The organism is Kribbella sp. NPDC005582, assembly GCF_040605415.1.
Taxonomy (GTDB): domain Bacteria; phylum Actinomycetota; class Actinomycetes; order Propionibacteriales; family Kribbellaceae; genus Kribbella.
The window spans coordinates 609708-628672 of the sequence record NZ_JBEXCU010000003.1 but is presented as its reverse complement, the minus strand read 5'-3'; the positions used below and the strand labels follow the sequence as shown (position 1 = coordinate 628672).

Below are 18965 nucleotides of genomic sequence, written 5' to 3'. Positions count from 1 at the left end.
CAACCGTATCAATAGTCACGGAGAGGTATTGGACCCGCGCGAGGCCGTCACGCAGAGTTGAAGTCATGATCGTCATCACCACGCCCACCGGCGATATCGGCAGCCAACTCCTCAACCTCCTGCTCCAGGACCCCGACGGCGAGCAGCTCCGCGTCATCGTCCGCGACCCCGGCAAACTTCCCGCCGCCGTCCGCGACCGCGTCGACATCGTGACCGGCTCCCACGGCGATCCCGAGGTCGTCGGCAAAGCCTTCGCCGGCGCCGACGCCGCCTTCTGGCTCGCCCCGCCGAACCAGCACGCACCGAGCCTCGAGGCCGCGTACGCCGGTTTCACCCGACCCGCCGCTGAAGCGCTCACGACGTACGGCGTGAGTCACGTGGTCGGCGTCTCAGCACTCGGCCGCAGTACGCCGTACGCCGGGCGGGCCGGCCTGGTCACCGCCACACTCGCGATGGACGACTTGATCGCGAACACCGGCGTCGCTTACCGGGCGCTCGCCAACCCGTCGTTCATGGACAACCTGCTGCGGCAGGTCGTCTCGATCCGCGACCACGGCGTCTTCACCTACAACGGCGACCCCGACCGTCGCACACCGTTCGCGGCCACCCGCGACATCGCCGGCGTCGCTGCCCGCCTCCTGCGTGACCGCTCGTGGACCGGAACGGACGAGGTGCCGGTCCTCGGGCCGGAGGATCTGTCGGCCAACGACCTCGCGCGCATCATGTCCGACGTACTGGGTCGGCCGATTCGGTACGAACGCGAGTCACTCGACGCCCTCGCGGCCCGGTTGAAGGGCTACGGCCTCGGCGATGCCTTCGTCGGCGGCATGGTCGACATGATGCGCGCCAAGGACGACGGGCTCGACGCCGGCATCCGGCGTACCGACGAGACCGCGACCCCGACCACCTTCCGGCAATGGTGCGAGCAAGTGCTCAAGCCCGCCGTCCTCGCCTGACTCAACGGAGAACCATGACCAGCACCGCCCTCATCGTCGGCGCCTCGCGCACTCTCGGCCTGGCCCTGGCCGCCGAGTACCTCCGCCTTGGCTGGAACGTCATTGGCACCGTCCGCGGCGCCGACCGCACCGAACTGCACGACCTGGCCGACAAGTCCGAGGGACGTCTCCTCGTCGAGACGGTCGACATCACCCAGCCCGACCAGATCGCCGCATTGCGCGACCGGCTGGGCGATCGAACGATCGACCTGCTGTTCGTGAACGCAGGCATCACCCGCGGGAACGTGCCGATCGCCGACGTCGCGACCGACACCTTCGCCGAAGTCCTGATCACCAACGCCCTCAGTCCCCTGCGCGTGATCGAAACCCTGCGCCCGCTCGTCCCGGCCAACGGCACGATCGGCATCATGTCCTCGCGCCAGGGCAGCCTCAGCCTCAACACCAACGGCGGCCAGGACGCCTACCGAGCCAGCAAATCCGCCCTCAACCAGCTGATGCGCTGCTACGCCGCCCGGTACGCCGACGACTCGCACACGCTCCTTCTCGTCAACCCAGGCTGGGTCCAGACCGACCTGGGCGGTCCGGGCGCACCGCTCACCATCGATGAAAGCATCCCCGGTGTCGTTGCGACCATCAACGCCCAAGCCGGCAAGCCTGGACTCCAGTTCCTCGATTACCAGGGCGAGACTGTGCCCTGGTAGCTGGTCAGGCCTTGGACCAGCGTTGGTTGGGAGCGCTGGTGCAGGTTGTGACGGTGGCGGGTGAGCCGTTGGTGGTGTTGCTCGCGGTCAGGCACAGGCCGCCTTGAGCACTGGTGATGGTGCCGTTGTCGTTGACGTTCCACTGCTGGTTGGCGCCGCCGTTGCAGTCCCAGATCCGGGACGCGGTCCCACTGCTCGCGTTGGCAGGCACTTCGAGGCATTTGCCCAGTACCTGCAGAGCTTGGCCGCTGCGGGTGAACTGCTGGTTGGCGTTGGTGTGGCAGTCCCAGACGATGGTCGCGGTGCCGTTGGCGGAGTTCGCGCCGTTGACGTCGAGGCAGCGGCCGGCGGACTCGCTGCGCAGGCGGAAGCTGGTCGGCGTCGGAGTGGTGTCACCGGTGAAGAACTTCCACACCTCGTTCTTGACCCAGCTCCTGGCGCCGCTCTCACACCCGGCGCAGCCGTCGACCGGACCCTGCTGGTGCCCACCGTCGAAGGCGGCCCAGACCACCGGGTACCCCGCGCGGCAGCCTGAGTAGTAGGTGGTGATGTGCGTGCGGCTACCTGCTGCCGGTTCGGGCGCGTTCTGCGGGGTGCATCCGTTGTTCCGGACGAACCGGTCCCGGAGTCCTCGGCCCGCGCCGATGTTGTCCGAGACGCCGTGGATTCCCATGTAGGCAAACGGTTGAGTACCGCCGCTGCACCCGCTGATCCCGCCGGGTGCGGCGATGGCGGCGACCGCGCGGAAGGTCGTCGCTCGCGCACAGGCAAGGGCGTAGCTCATCGCGCCGCCGTAGCTGAAGCCGAGCGCGAAGCGCTGGGTCGAGTCGACGCAGAGGTCGCTCTCGATCCGCCGGATCATGTCGTCGGTGAACGTGACATCCTCGCCGTTCGAGTTGCCCCACCCGTTGTTGAGGCCCTGCGGCGCGACGAAGATCGCGGTGTTGTTCGCCAGTGCCTTCAGGCCGTAGTGGGCGTAGATTTCACCGTCGCTGCCGCCGCCGGCGACCTGCTGCATGGTGCCGCCCAGCCAGTGGAAGCCGAAGACCAGCCGGTACTGGGTGTTGTTGTTGTAGTTGTCCGGGACGCTGAGGATGAAGCTGCGGTTCTTGCCGCTGCTCTGAATCGTGTAGGTACCGCTCCGCAGCGTCGGCGCCTTGCCACAGCCAGGAGATGCAGCCTGCGGTACGGCGTCCGCGGGCGCCGGCTTGGCTTCGGCCACCCCCGCGCCGGTGAGAACCAGCGCGGCGACGGCGAACGGTGCCAGCCAGCGGCGGAGAAGATGTCGTTGGTTCATGAGTTGCTCCTGTTCTCTGCTGGATTCATGCCCGCGTCCAGCGTTGGCTCGCGACGTTGCCGCAGCTCGCGACGGTCGCGGCCGAGCCGTTGGCGGTGCCGTCCGCGGTCAGGCACAGACCGGTCTGCGGATTCGTGACGGTGCCGTTGTCGTTCACGTTCCACTGCTGATTGGCGCCGCCGTTGCAGTCCCAGATCCGCGACCGGGTCCCCGGTACGGCGTTCGTGGGCACCTCGAGGCATTTGCCCAGCACCTGCAGGGCTTGGCCGGTGCGGGTGAACTGCTGGTTGCTGTTGGTGTGGCAGTCCCAGACCACTGTCGCGGTACCGTTCGCGGAGTTCGCGCCGGTGACATCCAGGCACCGCCCGGCCGCCTCGTTGCGCAGCCGGAACGCGGTCGGAGTCGGTGTGGTGTTGCCGGTGAAGAAGTTCCACACCTCTCCGGAGGTCCAGGTTCGCCAGCCCTCGCCGCCACCGTCGATGGGACCGGGCCCGTGACCGCCGTCGAAGGCGGCCCAGACCACCGGATATCCGGCACGGCATCTCGAGTAGGTCGTGGTGATGTGCGTCCGGCTGCCCGCCGCGGGTTCGCGCGGACTCTGCGGCGTACAGCCGTTGTTCCGGACGAACGTGTCGCGCAAGGCCCGCCCGTTGGAGATGTTCAGCACCGAGTCGCTGAGGCCGTGAATTCCCATGTACGCAATGGGTTGGGTGCCGCCGCTACAGCCACTCAGTTGTGCGCCGGAGTAGACCGCGACCGCACGGAAGGCCGTCGCCCGGGCGCAGGCGATCGCGTAACTCATGCCACCGCCGTAGCTGAAGCCGAGCGCGAAGCGCTGGGCCGTGTCGACGCAGAGGGCGCTCTCGACCTGGCGCATGATGTCGTCGGTCAGCGTCACGTCCTCGCCGCCGGAGTTGGCCCAGCCGTTGCCGATGCCCTGGGGCGCAACGAAGATCGCGGTGTTGTTCGCCAGCCTCCGCTGTCCGTAGTAGGACCAGTTGAACCCATCGGTCCCGCCCGAATCGACGTCGGCGGCCGTACCGCCGCGCCAGTGATAGCCGAAGATCAACCGGTACTGCGTGCTGGGGTTGTAGTTGTCGGGGAGTCTGAGGATGAAGGTGCGGCTCTTGCCGCTGCTCTGAATCGTGTGCGTGCCACTGGTCAGGGTCGGCGCCTTGCCGCAGCCCGCTGATGCGGCGAGCGGAGTGGCCGCCGCGGGTGCCGGCTGGGCTTGCGCCTGGGCAGCCCCAGTACCGGCGAAGATCAGCGCTGCAGCAATGATCGGTGTCCACCATCGGGTCATATCTGGGCTCCTCATGGCCGGGTCCAGCGTTGGTTGGTGCCGCCGCGGCAGGTCCAGATGATCAACTGCGTGCCGTCGGCGGTGCTGCCGCCATTGGCGTCGAGGCACTTGCTCGCCTGGGGGTTGACCAGCGCGCCGTTCGCGCCGGCCGTCCAGTTCTGCGCACCGCTGCCGTTGCAGGTGGACAGTTGCACCTGCGCGCCGTTGGCCGTACTGCCACCGGCGACGGTCATGCACTTGCCGAGGGCACGCAACGTGTCGCCGCTGACCGTCCACTGCTGGTTGGTTCCGTTGGTGCAGGTCCAGAGCTGGACCTTCGTGCCGTCGGCCGAACTATTGCCCGCGACATCCACGCACTTGCCCGCAGGCCCGGTGATCGGCCCGGTGCGTGGGACCGAGCCGCCGAGCTCCTTGATCCGGACGTTGCGGAACGACACGTCGTCGCCGGTGCCGTGATTCTGAAGGGCGATGTAGCCCGACGTCAGCGATCGCACCGGATCGGTGTTGGTGAAGTCGTTGATCTTCACACCGTTCAGGAACACCTGCAGCCGCTCACCTTCGACGAGCAGTTCGTAGGTGTTCCACTCCCCCGGCGGGTTCAGTGCGGCATCACGCGCGGCGAGATCGGCGCCCTTGACCCCATAGATCGCCCCGGTCGTCTTGTCCGGGGTGTCGGTGGCATCGATCTGCACCTCGTACCCCTGAGTCAGGGCACTGTTCGGATCGCTGCCGGCCGGGAAGCCGATGACCACACCGGAGTTGTCGTCCCCAGGCATCCGCCAGTCGAGTTTGAGCGAGTACGAGCGGAACTCCTTGGCGCCGTACCAGAGCATGCCCATGCCGCCGGAGGAGGTCAGCGTGGCGTCACTGTTCGCGAAGCCACCGGGTCCGGACTGCGACCAGCCGGTGGTGGATCCGTTGTACAGCGTCGTGTAGCCGGTCTCCGGCCGGCAATCGGCCTTCGTCCGGTTGGCGGCGTACCGGATGCCGCCGAGGACCTGCGACCGGAAGCCTGGTTCGGCGTAGCTGGATTGGTTGTGGCCGTTGCCGGTGTAGAAGGACCGACCGGCTTGGACGTTCTTGCACCAGGTGATCGGATGGTCGCCGCCCATGGACCCACCGGAGTACGTCGATTCGTCCAGCGTGGCGAGCACCCTGGCCGACGAGCGGGGGTTGGTGCCGAAGTTGTACCACTCGTCGGTGCGGGCCCACGTCTGGCCGAGATGCGCAGTGGCCGCGTGTGCCCGGTTCTCGATGCGCTCGGTCGCCTGCTGGATCGCCGGATGCGAGACGAAGTACGCGCCGACCAGCTCGCCGTAGAACGGCCAGTCGTGCTCGGTGTCGGCGGCCGAATGGATACCGACGTACCCACCGCCGCCCCGGATGTAGGACTCGAATGCGGTTTGCTGGGTGGTGTTGAGCACGTCGCCGGTGGTGTTGAGGAAGACCACCGCCTCGTACTGCGCCAGGTTCGACGTACTGAAGGCGTTCGCGTCCTCGGTCGCTGTGACAGTGAAGCCGTTGGCCGCACCGAGCTCGCGGATCAGCTGGATGCCTTGCGGGATGGAGTCGTGCCGGAAGCCGGCGGTCTTGGAGAACACCAGTACGTCGTACGGCGTATCAGCTGCCTTGGCCTTGATGGCCGACGAACTGGTGGTCCAGCGCTGGTTGGTGCCACCGCTGCACGTCCAGATGATCAGCTGGGTGCCGTCGGCGGAGCTGGCTCCGTTGGCATCGAGGCACTTGGTGCCGTTGCGGATCGTGCCGTCGGCCTGCACCGACCAGTTCTGTGCAGCAGATCCGTTGCAGGTGAGCAGCTGCACCGCAGTGCCGTCGGCGGTCGCGCCGCCGGTGACGTCCATGCACTTGCCCAGTGACTGGACGGTGTTGCCAGTGCGGGTCCACTGCTGGTTGGCACCGCCGTGGCAGGTCCACAGCTGGAGTTTGGCTCCGTCGGTGGAGGTGGCTCCGTTGACGTCGATGCACTTGCCGCCAATCCCGGTGATCTGGCCGGCTCCGCCACCTGTCGACGTACCGAAGGAAAAGGCGTCGAGGTCGAACAGATAGCCGGTACCACTGCCGGCGAAGGTCAGATAGAGCGTGCCGGTTCCGGCCGGGATGTTGGACAACGTGGCGGAGACGTCAGTAAAGGTCTCCCACCCACCGGTGTTGGGAACCGTCGCCGTCCCCAGTACGGCGCCCGTCGGCGAACCGGTCCGCACGGACAGCGTGCCGCCCGAGCCGCCGGAAGAAACCCGGGCCGTGAACCGGGTCTCGCCCGCGAGTGCGTAGGGCTGGAAGGCGATCCAGTCACCGTTGTGGATGTCGCCGACCGTCTTGCCGCCCTCCGCGGCTGCCTTGTCGTACAGGGCCGTACCGGACTGACTGCTGAAATGCTCGGCCTGGCGATGACGCGGCTGCAGCACGTGCTGGGTGTGCGTGGTGACCGCCGGCTGCCCGTTCGCGCCCTTGTCGGTGTATTCGGCGTCGAACACGGCGTACAGGTTCGCTGCTGTGTCGTGCTCACCGTCCGGAGGAATCTGCAGGTTGCCCGAGCAGCCGTTCTGGGACGTGATGAGATGGGCATGGCTGTCGTGCCCGAGCAGGTAGCTCAGCTTGACCTGGCTGCAGTCGATCGTGCCGTCCTCGGGATCGGAGACGGTGATCGTGTACGGCTTCGTGTCGCCGAAGGCGAACAGGCTGCCGTTCGCAGGGGTGTTCAGCGTGACCGTCGGCGCGGTGTTGCCGACCGAGATGATCACACTGGCGTTGCCGGAGCGACCCGCCGGGTCCGTCACGGTCAGCGTGGCGGTGTACTGGCCGTTCGCGGTGTAGGTGTGGCTAGGGTTCGCTGCCGTCGAGGTGCCTCCGTCACCGAAGTTCCAGGCGTAGCTCAGCGCACCGCCCTCGGGATCGCTGGAGCCGGCCGACGAGAACGTCACGGCCAGCGGCGCGGAACCCGACGTGCGGTTGGCAGCGGCTCGCGCGACCGGCGCCTGGTTCCCGGCCGGGTTGTACTCGATGCGATACAGCGCCGAGCTCGCGTCGCCGCTCCCCCAGCCGGTGCCGTAGTCGAGGACGTACAGCGCACCGTCCGGACCGAAGGCCGAGTCCATCACCTGCGTACCCCGCCAGGGGAACGGGTTGATCTGCCCGGCCGAACCGTCGGAGTTCACGTCGATGACTTTGATCCAGCGGCGGCCGAACTCACCGGCGAAGACGTGACCGTCCAGGGCCTGCGGGAACTTGACCGACGAGGGGTTGGCCGCGTCGTACCGGTAGACCGGCGCGCTCATCGGGGACTCGGACCCGCAGCCGAAGGCGGCCAGCGAACAGTTGTCGTACTTGATCCAGGCCGGGCGCGCCGCGGGCAGGTTGGTCAACCCGGTGTTGTGCGGTGAGTTGTTGACCGGTGCGGCGCAATTGAACCGCGCACCCGACGGCCCGGACGGGAACGTGTAGTCCACATAGGTTTCGTTGGTGGTGTTGGTGCCGGTGCAGTAGGGCCAGCCGTAGTTCCCGGCCGACGTGATCCGGTTGAACTCGACCTGACCGCCCGGGCCCCGGCTGGAACTCGTCGTACCGGCGTCGGGTCCGTAGTCGCCGAGATAGACGACGCCGGTGGCCTTGTCGACGTTCATCCGGAACGGGTTGCGGAAGCCCATCGCGTAGATCTCCGGGCGGGTCCGTGCGGTGCCGGGCGGGAACAGGTTGCCGGCCGGGATCGAGTACGTCCCGTTGGCGTTCACCTTGATTCGCAGGACTTTCCCGCGCAGGTCGTTGGTGTTGCCCGCGCTGCGCTGGGAGTCGAACGCGGGGTTGCGGTTGGTGCGCTCGTCGAGCGGCGCGTAGCCGTCCGAGGCGAACGGGTTCGAGTCGTCACCGGTGGAGAGATAGAGGTTGCCTGCGGCATCGAAATCGATGTCGCCGCCGACGTGGCAGCACATCCCCCGGCTGGTCGCCACGTCCAGGACGGTGACCTGGCTGGCCATGTTCAGGGTGAAGTCGGCGTTCAGCGTGAACCGCGACAGGCGGTTCACGCCGTTCCAGGCCGAGAAGTCCGTCCCGTTCTCCGGTGCGTCACCGCCCGGTGTGGACAGCGGTGGCGCGTAGTACACGTAGATAAATCGGTTGGTGGCGAAGTTCGGGTCGGCGGCGATCCCCTGCAGGCCTTCCTCGTCGTGCGAGTAGACCTGCAGAGTGCCGATCACGCTGGTCGTCCCACTGGCCGTCGTACGGCGCAGTGTTCCGTTGCGGGCGGTGTGCAGGACAGAGCGGTCCGGCAGCACCGCCAGCGACATCGGCTCGCCCATTTCGGCCACCCCGCGCGCCAGCTCGACCTGCTGGAAATCGGCGGCGTTCACCGGATGCGCGGCAGCCTCAGGTGCCGAGGTGACGACCGTCGTACCGGTGGCTATCAGAAGCGCGGCGGAGATCGCCGCGAAAAGTTTGATCCGCATTGCTGGTCACGTCCCTTCAGCAGGAGTTGGTCTGGGTGAGCAAGCCCATCCGCCAGGGCAGCTTGAGATAGTCGCCACTGGCACCGGGGTCCTGGCCCTGGTAGACGAACTGCAGCTGGCAGGGATTGATCGTCAGCGTCTGATCGTTGCTCGCCCGGACCAGCTCGCCATGACTGATGTCCTGGGTCCACGCGCCGTTCGGGAACGTCACATTGTTGCGGCCGGCGAAGGGCTGGCTTTCCGTTGCGGCCAACGGCGTCCAGCTGCCGGTCAGGCTGGTGGACGTGAAGGACCGGAAGTACCGCCGTCCGGTGCCACCGATCGCCTCCTGCATCAGCAAGAACTGATTGGATCCCGCCACCTTGTACACGTTGGTCGCTTCGAACAGGGAGAACTTCGAGTCCGACAGGACGATCTGGGTGTTGCCGAACCCGTTGGGGAAGTTGGCCAGCGTGGTCTGGGCGCGGTAGATGTGGCCGTTGTCGTCGCTGAAGAACAGGAAGCAGTTCGCGGCGTCACAGATGACCCAGAAGTCGATCCAGGTGCCGTCGCCCTTGTTCTGCCGCACGATGTCGGGCTCCTGCGCGATGAACGTGCGCGGCGCCGACCACGACCGCGGGTCGGCCGGGTTGGTGCTGGTCGAGTACGTCGGCGGCGCGGTCTGGTACACCAGGTACCAGAGGTTCTGCGGCGCGAAGTGGAACAGCTGCGGCGCGGCTCGGTAACCCGGCCCGATCGCCGAGGCCGTGTCCAGGTAGGTGTGCGGAGCAGCTGCCGCCTGGGACCAGTCGCCGAAGTTGAAGTTCACCAGACCCCAACCGTTCGACCCGGCCGTCGTTGCGTAGATCAGCCATTGGTTGTTGTACCGGACGACCGAGAAGTCCTTGATCGAGTAACGGTTCGGGTGTTGCGCGTCAGCCTTGGGACCGGCCAGCGCTCCACTGGACGACCACCGGAAGGTGGACGGCAGTTGACCGCCGGGGTTGCCGCCGCCGATGGCGACCAGCGACCACTGCTGGTTGGTACCGCCGGCGTCGGTGCGCTGGACGACTCTCGCTCCGTCCGCGGTGGATCCACTGGCGATCTCGAGCGCCTTGTTGCTGTTGCGGTTGATCAGCCGCACGTTGCCGTCGGCCGAGTCCGCCAACCGGAACTGCTGGTTCGTGCCGTTGTGGTCGCTCCACTGCACGACCTCGGCGCCGTCGGCAGTCGAGGCGTTGGAGACGTCGAGGGCTTTGCCGGAGTGCCGTGCGCGCAGCCGGTAGTAGCCGCTACCGGAATCGACGAACTGGAACTGCTGATTGGTGCCGTCGTGCCGCGCCCACTGCTGAGCCGCGGCGCCGTCGGCAGTGCTCGCTCCCGAGATGTCCAAGGCCTTGCCACTGGCCCGGTTGACCAGGACGTACCAGGCGTTCGGATCGACGGTGGCCGCGTGAGCGGGGATCGCACTGACGGCTGCCACCAGGCCGGCCACCAGTGCAAGCACCACCGCCAGGATCATCGCTTTCATTCGATGCATGTCCGTCTCCTTCTAGAGGCGCTGCAGCTGGAAGCTCTGGTTGGCGTTGCCGTTGACCGTCCACTGCGAGATTCGTGCGCCGTCGGCGGTGGACGCGGCCCACACGTCGAGGGCCAGGCCGCTCTGGCGGTTGATCAGGCTCACCACGCCATTTCCGTGATCGGAGACCTGCCACTGCTGGGCGGTGGCATTCGTGTCGGGCTGCTGCGAAACGTCAGCACCGGTGCTGGAGCTCGCCGCCTGCAGCACCAGTCCGCTGTGCCGAGCGCGGATCCGGTAGTAGCCGCTGCCGGAGTCGAGGAAGTCGAACTGCTGGTTGGTGCCGCCGGACGACGACCACTGCTGCAGCAGGGCGCCGGCCGCGGTGGAAGCGCCCGCGATGTCGGCTGCCTTGCCGCTGTGCTGAGCCACCAGCCGGTAGTTGACGCCGACCTGGACCGGACTGCCGGTGGGCGTGCCGTTCAGCACCGTGAGGACGGCGTCGTACGCCGACTTCTTGTTGCCGTTGCGGTCGAACAGCAACGGGTTCTCGCCGCCACGCCAGGAGTCGCTGTCGCGGACGCCCCACGTGGTGATGCCGGTGCAGCGCGCGACGTTCATGCACGCCCGGACGGTGTTGGCGTAGGCGGTCGGCGATGCCTGGGCGATGTCCAGTTCGGTGAGCTGTACGTCGACGCCGAGAGCCGCGAAGCTCGACAGCGTGGTCTGGAAGTTGCTGGGCGCGCCGCCGCTGCCGAAGTGGGACTGCAGCCCGACGCAGTCGATCGGGACGCCGCGAGCCTTGAAGTCGCGGACCATCCGGTAGACCCCTTGGGTCTTGGCCGCGTTCCAGTCCTCGATGTTGTAGTCGTTGTAGCAGAGCTTGGCGGCGGGATCCGCCGTACGGGCGGTCCGGAACGCCTCCTCGATGAACCCGGTGCCGAGGACGTCGTGGAACACCGAGCTGCGCTGCTGGCCGCTGCCGCCGTCCTCGAAGGCCTCATTCACCACGTCCCAGGCGTAGATCTGGCCGCGGTACCGGCCGGCCACCTGGTTGATGTGGTTGTTCATCACGCTGCGCAGGGTGTTCGCGTCCCGGATGGCCTTGACCCAGTCAGGCAGCTGCGAGTGCCAGACCAGCGTGTGGCCACGCAACTGCTTGCCCTGGCTGCGTGCGTGGTTGGCGATCCGGTCGGCCCCACCGAAGGTGAAGTTGTTGCGGGACGGCTCGGTGGCGTCCCACTTCATCTCGTTCTCGGGGGTGATCGAGCCGAACTCGCGGTTCAGGATCGTCGTGTACTGCGAGTCGCCCAGCTTGCCGTTGGACACCGCGGCGCCGAAGTACCGGCCGGACTGCGCGGCCGCGGCGCCGAGCGTGCCGGCGGCTTCGGTGGTCGCGGACGCGTTCGGGACGAGTGCCAGCGTGGTGGTGGCCGCGAGTGTGCCGACCGCGAGGCCGAGCAGCGGACGGCGCCACCATCGGGCGGCCGTCACATCGATCCGGGGGATCTGCGGTTTCATACTTCCTCCTTGGTCACTGCGGGGCGTACGGTGCTGAACGGGAGCGCTCCCATCGCCGGCGCGGCACAGCCAGGGCGTCAGCGATGGGCGTGATCAGTCCGGCGCTGCGAACGAGCGCGGGGCACCGGCGACGAGCGCGCCGGTAGCGGCGATGGGCGGTTGAACCATGGGGACTCCCGGGGCGGTGGGTGTCGATCCGATCGGTCAGTTGCAGACCGTACGGGACGTATCACGGACCGCGCAATGCTTCAGTCTCATCCGGCAAGCTACTTAAATGATTCAGTCTCATTGAGCCGGATGTTCGGGTCTGAACGTTCGTGCATGCCTCTGATCGACGGATGGACACACGCAGTACAGGGCTCGATATTCCTGAACATGAAGAACAAACCGCCCCGAACACCGACCACCACCCGCCGCCGCCGACTGACGACCCTGCTGATGACGACCGCCCTCGCCCTCGGCAGTGTGGTCGCCACTTCCCCACCGGCCAGTGCCACCACCAACCAGTTCCGGGGGATGAACTGGGCTGTCCTGGGTGACAACTTCAACAAGAACCCGCTCGTCGTCTCGGGCCTCAGCCAGACCGACAGCAACGCGACCGTCCGCGCCAAGGCCAACGCCCTGTACGACGACATGGCGGCGGTCGGGGTCAACACCGTCCGGCTGCCGATCAACACGCACACCGTAGGTACCGCCTGGTGGGAGGCCTACCGGGGTGCGATCGACGCGGCGACCGCACGCGGCTTCAAGGTCATCCTGGCCTACTGGGAGGACGCCGCGGCTTCAGGCGGCAAGGTGACGAACTACGCCGCCTGGAACACCATGTGGTCGCGAGTGACCAGCACCTACGGCTCCAACACCAACGTGTACTTCGAGCCGATGAACGAGCCGCACGGCTACAGCTCGACGGAGTGGCGCAACGTCGCCGCCGAATGGCTCCGGTACCACTACTCGGCCGTGCCCAGCCGGGTGCTCATCGGCGGTACCGGCTTCAGCCAGGACTTGCGCGACATCTGCAACGACAGCCGCTTCAACGGCACTCTGATGTCGTTCCACACCTACACGTTCTTCGCCGGATCGATGACGTACGACGCCTGGCGCAGCTACATCCAGACCCGGCTGGGCAACTGCGCCTCGCGGGCGGTGATGACCGAGTACGGCTCGCCGATGTCCAACGGCCTCAACTACGCCAACGCCTCCAGCACCGACAACTTCGTTCGCTACCTCCGCGCCGCCACTCAAGTCATGCGGGACAACCAGATGGGCGGTACCTACTGGCCCGCACTCGGCGGCAAGCGCACCGACGGCGGCGGCTTCGACTGGTACTCGATGTTCGCCCTGAGCGGCAGCGGCACCAACCTCAACCTGACCGTCCGCAACACCTCCGGCCGCGACCGCATCAGGTACGGCTGGGGACTGTAGCCGTCGAACCGAGGGCAGATCGGCGATCGCCGATCTGCCCTCCTAGCGTTTCCGCGTCAGGACAGCGTCCACTGCTGGTTACCGCCACCGTGGCAGGTCCACAGCTGGATCTTGGTGCCGTTGGCGGCGCCGGCACCGCTGACATCCAGGCAGCTCCCGGACTGCACACCGGTGATGGTTCCGTTGGTGTTGAACTGCCACTGCTGGCTGGTTCCACCGGTGCACTGCGAGATCACGACCGCTGTGCCGTTGGCGGTCTGGTTGTTGAGAGCGGTCGCGCACCTCAGGTTGCCGCCGCTGTAGACGGTCAGCTGGCCGGACGACGTACGGGTCCAGGTCTGGTTGGGCCCGCCGTTACAGTCCCAGATCTGCAGTTGCGTCCCCGGCGTCGTGCTGGCGCCGTTGACGTCCAGGCACCTGCCCGCGGAGACCGCGCGTACCGGGCCTGTCGGCTGTGACGGTATATCAGGGCTCAGGCCGAAGAAGGCGACCGCCTTGGCGGCCATGCCGGGCATCGGCAGGCTGTGCCCCACGCCTTGCAGGCTGATGCCTTCGACCGGCGCGGTGCTCCCGGTTCCGCCGTACCGGGTGCGGGTCCAGTTGGCTTGTGGGCTGTCGGTATAAGTCGGGGTCTGGGACAGGCCGTGCACATTGGTCCACTGCTTGATCGCCTCCCCGAAGTTGGGATAGCGCAGTACGTCGTCCGTGGTGCCGTGCCACAGCTGCACGCGCGGACGTGGTCCGGTGTACCCCGGGTACGCACCGCGGGCCAAGTCACCCCACTGCTGTGCGGTCTTGATGACGTTGCCGCCGGCACAGTCACCGTTCCACGTGTTGGGCGGCGTGGTGGCAAAGCACGTGTCCGGTACGCCGCTGAACGCCGCGCCGGCCTTGAAGACATCGGGATAGTTGGCCAGCAGGACGTTGGTCATCATGGCGCCGGAGGATGCCCCGGTGACGAACACCCGGTCGCGGTCGCCCGAGCGGTTGGCCACCACCCAGTCGATCATCGACTTGATGCCCACCGGATCACTGCCGCCGTCGCGGTGCAGTGCCTGCTGCGAGTAGACGTCGAAGCAGTTGCCGCTGCGGGTGGCGCTCGGGTAGATCACGATGAACCCGTACTGGTCGGCCAGGCGGGCGAACTCGCTCCCGCTGTAAAAGGCCGGGCCAGAGCCGCCGCAGTAGTGAACGGCCATCAGGATCGCGGGCTTGGCCGGCCGCTGGTCCGGCACGTAGATGTGCATCCGCAGGTTGCTCGGATTGGCTCCGAAGTTCGTCACCTCGACCAAGGACGCGGCCGCGGCGGGCGTGGCCTGGTGGACGAGAGCTCCGAGCAGGAGAACGACGGCAGCGAGGCAGCTCAGGATCGCGCGCCCGCCTTTCATGACAGCGTCCATTGCTGGTTGCCGCCACCGTGGCACGTCCACAGGTGCACCTTCGACCCGTTGCCGGTGCCCGCACCGCTCACGTCCAGGCAGAGCCTGGACTGCACACCGGTGATGGTTCCGTTGGTGTTGAACTGCCACTGCTGGTTGGCGCCGCCGGTGCACTGCGAGATCACGACCGCGGTTCCGTTGGTGGTCTGGCTGTTCAGCGCGGTCGCGCACCTCAGGTTGCCACCGCTGTAGACAGTCAGCTGGCCGGTCGGCGTACGGGTCCAGACCTTGTTCGCGCCACCGTCGCACGACCAGATCTGCACCTGCGTCCCTGGCGTGGTGGTGTTGCCCGGTACGTCGAGGCACTTGCCGGCGGCCAGCGCGAAGAGCTCACCGGTGTTCGGACGCAGGGCGGGTTCGATCCCGGCCTGCGCCATCACCTGCTGTGCCGCAGTGGGCCAGGAACCGCTCACCTGCACGTTGTCCCGGAGCACGTTGTTGTGCGGCGATCCGGTGGCCACGTTGATCGCGCCGGTGTTGTACCAGTTGCCGGCGAAGACGTTGTCGTTGGTGTTGTTGGTGGAGCTGGCGTTCGTGAAGGCCAGTACGCCGCTGTCGATCACCACGTTGTTCGCCACCGACACGTACCGCGAGCCCTCGTCCAGGTAGAGGCCGACCGTACTGCGGTTGTCGTACACGAGGTTGTGGTCGAACGAGCCGCCGGGGTTGGCGGACAGGTTGTAGAGACTGCCGCCGTCGTGCAGTGACTTCTTGGTGCCGTGGACGACGTTGTACCGAACGATGGTCTCGCGCAGCGTCGTCGGAGTCGTGTAGACCGGCTGGTAGTCGTACAGACCGCGGTTGCGGTAGTCCTGGCTGCCACCGGGGTCGTTGGCGCCCCAGCCCCAGCCGATGTCGATCCCGTCGTACGCGAGGTTGGAGACCTCGTTGTGCTCGATGACGGCGCGGGTCGCGTAGGTCGACAGGATGCCGGCCATGTCCTTGTAGTCCTTCGCGACATCCGTCACCAGGTTGTTCTTGACCAGGATGTCGCGGTTGATCATCGCGGGATTGGACGGGTGGTGCGCGTCCGGCCGGACACCGCCGATCAGGATGCCGCCACCGGACAAGTCCGTAAAGGTGTTCTGCGTGACAGTGATGTTCGAGGCGCCGAGGCCGACACCCGACTGGTTCGCGTTCGCGTCGTTGCCGATCCCGAGACCGACCTGACCGAGATGGCGGAACGTGTTGTTGGTGAAGGTGATCCCCGTCGCCGCCGAGACCTGTACTGCGGCCGGGACCTGACCCCACCCGTTACGCGTCGCCTCGAACTGCCGGCAGCCGGACTGACACGAGGTCAGGAAGTCACCGGGCATCTGGTAGCCGGCCGGGATGAAGGCACCGCTCTGCTGGTTCGCGTACCCGATCGAGGTGCCCGGCTGCAGCCAGGTGGTGTGCTCGAAGATCATGTCGCGCATGGTGATGTCGCGGACCGGGTTCGCCAGGGTGCCGCTCACCTGCACCAACGAGGTCAAGCGCGGCAGCACGATGTCGCGTCCTACCGGCGATTGGCCAGGAGCCGTTCGGTAGAACAGCTTTCCGGCCTGCGGGTCCAGGTACCACTGCCCTGCGGTCCGCAGGAACGAGTACGCGTTGTGCAGTGTCAGACTGCCGCCTGCGAAGGGCCTGGCGAGGGTGTCGTAGCCCCAGTTGTTGTTGTTCCAGGCGGGCTGCTGCATGGTGATCGTCGTACCGCTGATGCTCTGCACCGGCGAGTACCGGTCGGTGAACGAGTTGAGGCTTTCCAGCTCGATCCGGTTCTGCTGCGGCAGCGTGGCGAGGTAGTTCAATGCGGAGTTCAGGATCGTCATGCCGGTGCTGGTGATCCGGACATCGTTGCGGGAGATGGAGATCGACGCCCGTGGCGCCAGCGTCCCGTCCACGTACAGCTGCCGGGAGTCGATGCCCTGTGGGACCGACGCGACCCAGATATTCTGGCCTGCGTCCTGCTGCGTCCAGCCGGTCACCGGCAGCCCGCCGGACACCGTTGCGGTCGCGCCGGGACTGGCCTGCCACGTGACGGTGTGGCCGTTGCGTCCCGAGTCGGCGCTGGTGAACTTCAACGGTTCGGACAGCCGGTGGACTCCGCCTGCGAGCTCCACGACCACGTCGGCCTGACCGGCCTGAGCCCGAGCGAGTTCCTGTGCCTTGGCGAGTGAACCGATGGGACTGCGCGCGGTCCCCGGATTGAAGTCGCTGCCGTTGGGGGCAACGACGATCCGAACGACCTCGGCGGCTTGTGCGTGCGGTATGGCGATGGCGGTTGGCGCGATGAGCGCCGCTATCAACAGACTGATGCGTGGATGCATGGAGGTTTCACCTTTCCAGAGGGGGCGGTTGTCAGGTGTCAGAAAGGCATCCGGTACGACGGCGGTTGGGAGCGCAGGTCGAGTCGCAAGGTGAGGCGAACCCTGGTCGACGGAGGGAGCTCGACGCCTAGCCAGGGGCCGTCACCCTGGCTGAGCTGCGAGGTCACTGCGGGCTGTTGATGTCCGTAGTCGTAGAGATCACCAAGCCAGCTCGAATCCGTACAGGCGGTGTACTGCACCGACCGGATGGCGTGCTCGGCGAACGCTCCGGCCTGTACGACGACCGATCGCGCCGCTTCGGGATCGAGGTTGACCAGTTCCACCGTGGTCGCGTCGGGGTCGATCGAGGAGACCAGCGCCGCGACCGAGGGCGGCAATCCGGGCCGTTGGGCGTGAGCGTCGTAGTACCGGACTCGCGCTTGCTGCAGACCACCGTTGTAGATGACCTGCGGGCCGCCCCAGGTGAGCTGCACCAGCGCCTCGGTGACCACGGGATTCGACTGCTGCCACAGGTGGATGTCGGCCTCGACGACGTCCTCGTGGCGATAACGCTCCATCCGGGCCAGGCGGTGTCGCACCTGGGCCTGCGCGGCGGCGAGGATCTGCTCCGGGTACGCCGGATTGTCGCCGGCGAGGAATGCGAGCCACGGTTCTTCGTGGGCGGCCTCTTCCTTGGCACGGAACGGACGTACGACGCGCCAGTCGTGACCACTGGAGGTTCGCAGCGTCTCGAGACGTTCTCGGTCGACGGCAGCGGCGGAGTGATGCCAGAGGGCGGCCGGAACCGCCATCATCATCGGGTTGTAGTCGAACCAGCCGCGGTCGTCGTACCGGAACGGCACGTGCCAGGTGGGAGTGTCGACGTCCTCGGCCAGCTGGACGGTCCAGCGCGACTGAAGACTGGAGTCGGCTTCGGTGAACGCGATCGTCTTCCCGCGGCGCATCACCTCGTCCAGCGCCGGCCGGACCAGGTCGAGGAAGGACTCGTCACCGGTTGCCGCGACCGCGGCCAGCGCCGCGACGGTCGCAGCCTGGCCGACGCTGTACCAGCCGTGCGGCCAGGACCAGCCGTAGTGGCCGCCGTACCAGCGGCCGTCCAGCAGCCCGCCGACGACTCCGTCCGGAGAGACGTTGTCGGGGACGATGCCGCCGTTCGCGGCGGCTCGCTCACGCCACGCGCCGACGTACTCGGCGATCCAGGTGCGGTAGCGCTGATCGCCGGTGAGCAGCAAGGCGTTGTGCACGAGACCGGAGGCGGCCAGGTTGACCGCGGTGTCCCCCACTGCCATCCGGCGCCGCATCTCGACACCGAGTCGCGGATCCTGGTCGCGGTCCGGTTCACCCGCGCCGGGCGGTAGCAGCCACTCCAGCGGGAAGCCGTACATCTGCGCTTCCTGGGGCAGCCAGGGGTAGGACTTATCGTCGAACAGGCCTTCCCGCTGTGGGTCGCTGCCGTTGTGAGGTCGACGGATGATCCGGTGCTCGGCGTCGTAGTTGCCGTGGGCCGGATCGACGTAGAGCTCCGCGAACCGCAGCGCCCGGTCGGCCCAGCGATCCGGCGCCGCCATGCACAGGAAGTAGAAGAGCAGCAGGCTCTCGCCCTGGTGGAACCAGTCGTAGCCGCGCTCGTACTCGTCGTGCAGCAAACCGAGTTCGGTGAGCTGGTTGGTCACGCCCGCCCAGTGCCGCTCGGAGGCGGGCAGCAGATCGTCGGCCCCGCCCAGCAGGTAGAGCTGCGGCCAGTTGAAGAACGTCTCGTAGAAGTCGTCGACGCCGTCGCGCGAAGTGAGCCGGTCGCCGTAGTTCAGCCGCCCGTCGGGACCGGTGAAGTCACGCTCGAAGCGACGCCAGGCCTGGTCCAGCAGGTCGAACAGCCCTCGTTGGGCGATCGCCCAGGGCGGTGGCTCGAGGAGCGGCACCGACGCAGTGATGACCGGGTACATCCGACGCCCTCCCGAATGTGTCGTACTCATTCGAGCCATGACAGCCTGCAGACGAGGCTGAGTCAAGTAGATGAGACTGACTGATCGGGTGCGCTGTATTCTCAAGCAGGTGGAGA

At 67.1% G+C, this 18965-nt stretch carries 11 protein-coding genes; 3 read left to right on the top strand and 8 right to left on the bottom strand.

All coding sequences use genetic code 11. The features are described from left to right. The first annotated feature begins 65 nt into the window (after positions 1–65). Complete coding sequence (locus tag ABZS29_RS20660; RefSeq protein WP_355463879.1) at positions 66–956, top strand: NAD(P)H-binding protein; 891 nt, start codon at positions 66–68, stop codon at positions 954–956. Between the two features lie 14 nt (positions 957–970). Further along, positions 971–1657 carry an SDR family NAD(P)-dependent oxidoreductase gene (locus ABZS29_RS20655; RefSeq protein ID WP_355463878.1) on the top strand — a complete coding sequence of 229 codons (687 nt, stop codon included), beginning with the start codon at positions 971–973 and terminating at the stop codon, positions 1655–1657. 4 nt (positions 1658–1661) lie between these two features. Here ABZS29_RS20655 and ABZS29_RS20650 read toward each other — a convergent pair whose 3' ends face one another. The 5 genes from ABZS29_RS20650 to ABZS29_RS20630 are packed head-to-tail and all read right to left on the bottom strand — an operon-like array spanning position 1662 to position 11736. Further along, a complete protein-coding gene (locus ABZS29_RS20650) occupies positions 1662–2954 on the bottom strand; it encodes a ricin-type beta-trefoil lectin domain protein (protein WP_355463877.1) in 1293 nt (430 codons plus the stop codon). Positions 2955–2979: 25 nt separating this feature from the next. Continuing rightward, entirely contained in the window at positions 2980–4257 is a 1278-nt protein-coding gene (locus ABZS29_RS20645) for a ricin-type beta-trefoil lectin domain protein (protein ID WP_355463876.1), read from the bottom strand. Between the two features lie 11 nt (positions 4258–4268). After that, positions 4269–8717, bottom strand: a complete 4449-nt coding sequence (locus ABZS29_RS20640; RefSeq protein WP_355463875.1) for a ThuA domain-containing protein — start codon at positions 8715–8717, stop codon at positions 4269–4271. Between the two features lie 16 nt (positions 8718–8733). Continuing rightward, positions 8734–10236 carry a non-reducing end alpha-L-arabinofuranosidase family hydrolase gene (locus ABZS29_RS20635; protein ID WP_355463874.1) on the bottom strand — a complete coding sequence of 501 codons (1503 nt, stop codon included), beginning with the start codon at positions 10234–10236 and terminating at the stop codon, positions 8734–8736. Positions 10237–10248: 12 nt separating this feature from the next. Next, a complete protein-coding gene (locus ABZS29_RS20630; RefSeq protein WP_355463873.1) occupies positions 10249–11736 on the bottom strand; it encodes an endo-1,4-beta-xylanase in 1488 nt (495 codons plus the stop codon). 375 nt (positions 11737–12111) lie between these two features. Here ABZS29_RS20630 and ABZS29_RS20625 point away from each other — a divergent pair, with 375 nt between their 5' ends. Further along, positions 12112–13158: a cellulase family glycosylhydrolase gene (locus ABZS29_RS20625; RefSeq protein WP_355463872.1), complete on the top strand. Its 1047-nt coding sequence runs from the start codon at positions 12112–12114 to the stop codon at positions 13156–13158. Positions 13159–13214: 56 nt separating this feature from the next. On the opposite strand, the gene ABZS29_RS20620 is transcribed toward ABZS29_RS20625, so the two are convergent. The 3 genes from ABZS29_RS20620 to ABZS29_RS20610 are packed head-to-tail and all read right to left on the bottom strand — an operon-like array spanning position 13215 to position 18849. After that, positions 13215–14546: a PHB depolymerase family esterase gene (locus tag ABZS29_RS20620; protein ID WP_355463871.1), complete on the bottom strand. Its 1332-nt coding sequence runs from the start codon at positions 14544–14546 to the stop codon at positions 13215–13217. Continuing rightward, positions 14543–16906 carry a ricin-type beta-trefoil lectin domain protein gene (locus ABZS29_RS20615; protein WP_355463870.1) on the bottom strand — a complete coding sequence of 788 codons (2364 nt, stop codon included), beginning with the start codon at positions 16904–16906 and terminating at the stop codon, positions 14543–14545. The genes ABZS29_RS20620 and ABZS29_RS20615 overlap by 4 nt, the downstream gene beginning before the upstream one ends. Positions 16907–16944: 38 nt before the next feature. Beyond that, positions 16945–18849: a hypothetical protein gene (locus ABZS29_RS20610; protein ID WP_355463869.1), complete on the bottom strand. Its 1905-nt coding sequence runs from the start codon at positions 18847–18849 to the stop codon at positions 16945–16947. Between the last annotated feature and the right edge of the window lie 116 nt (positions 18850–18965).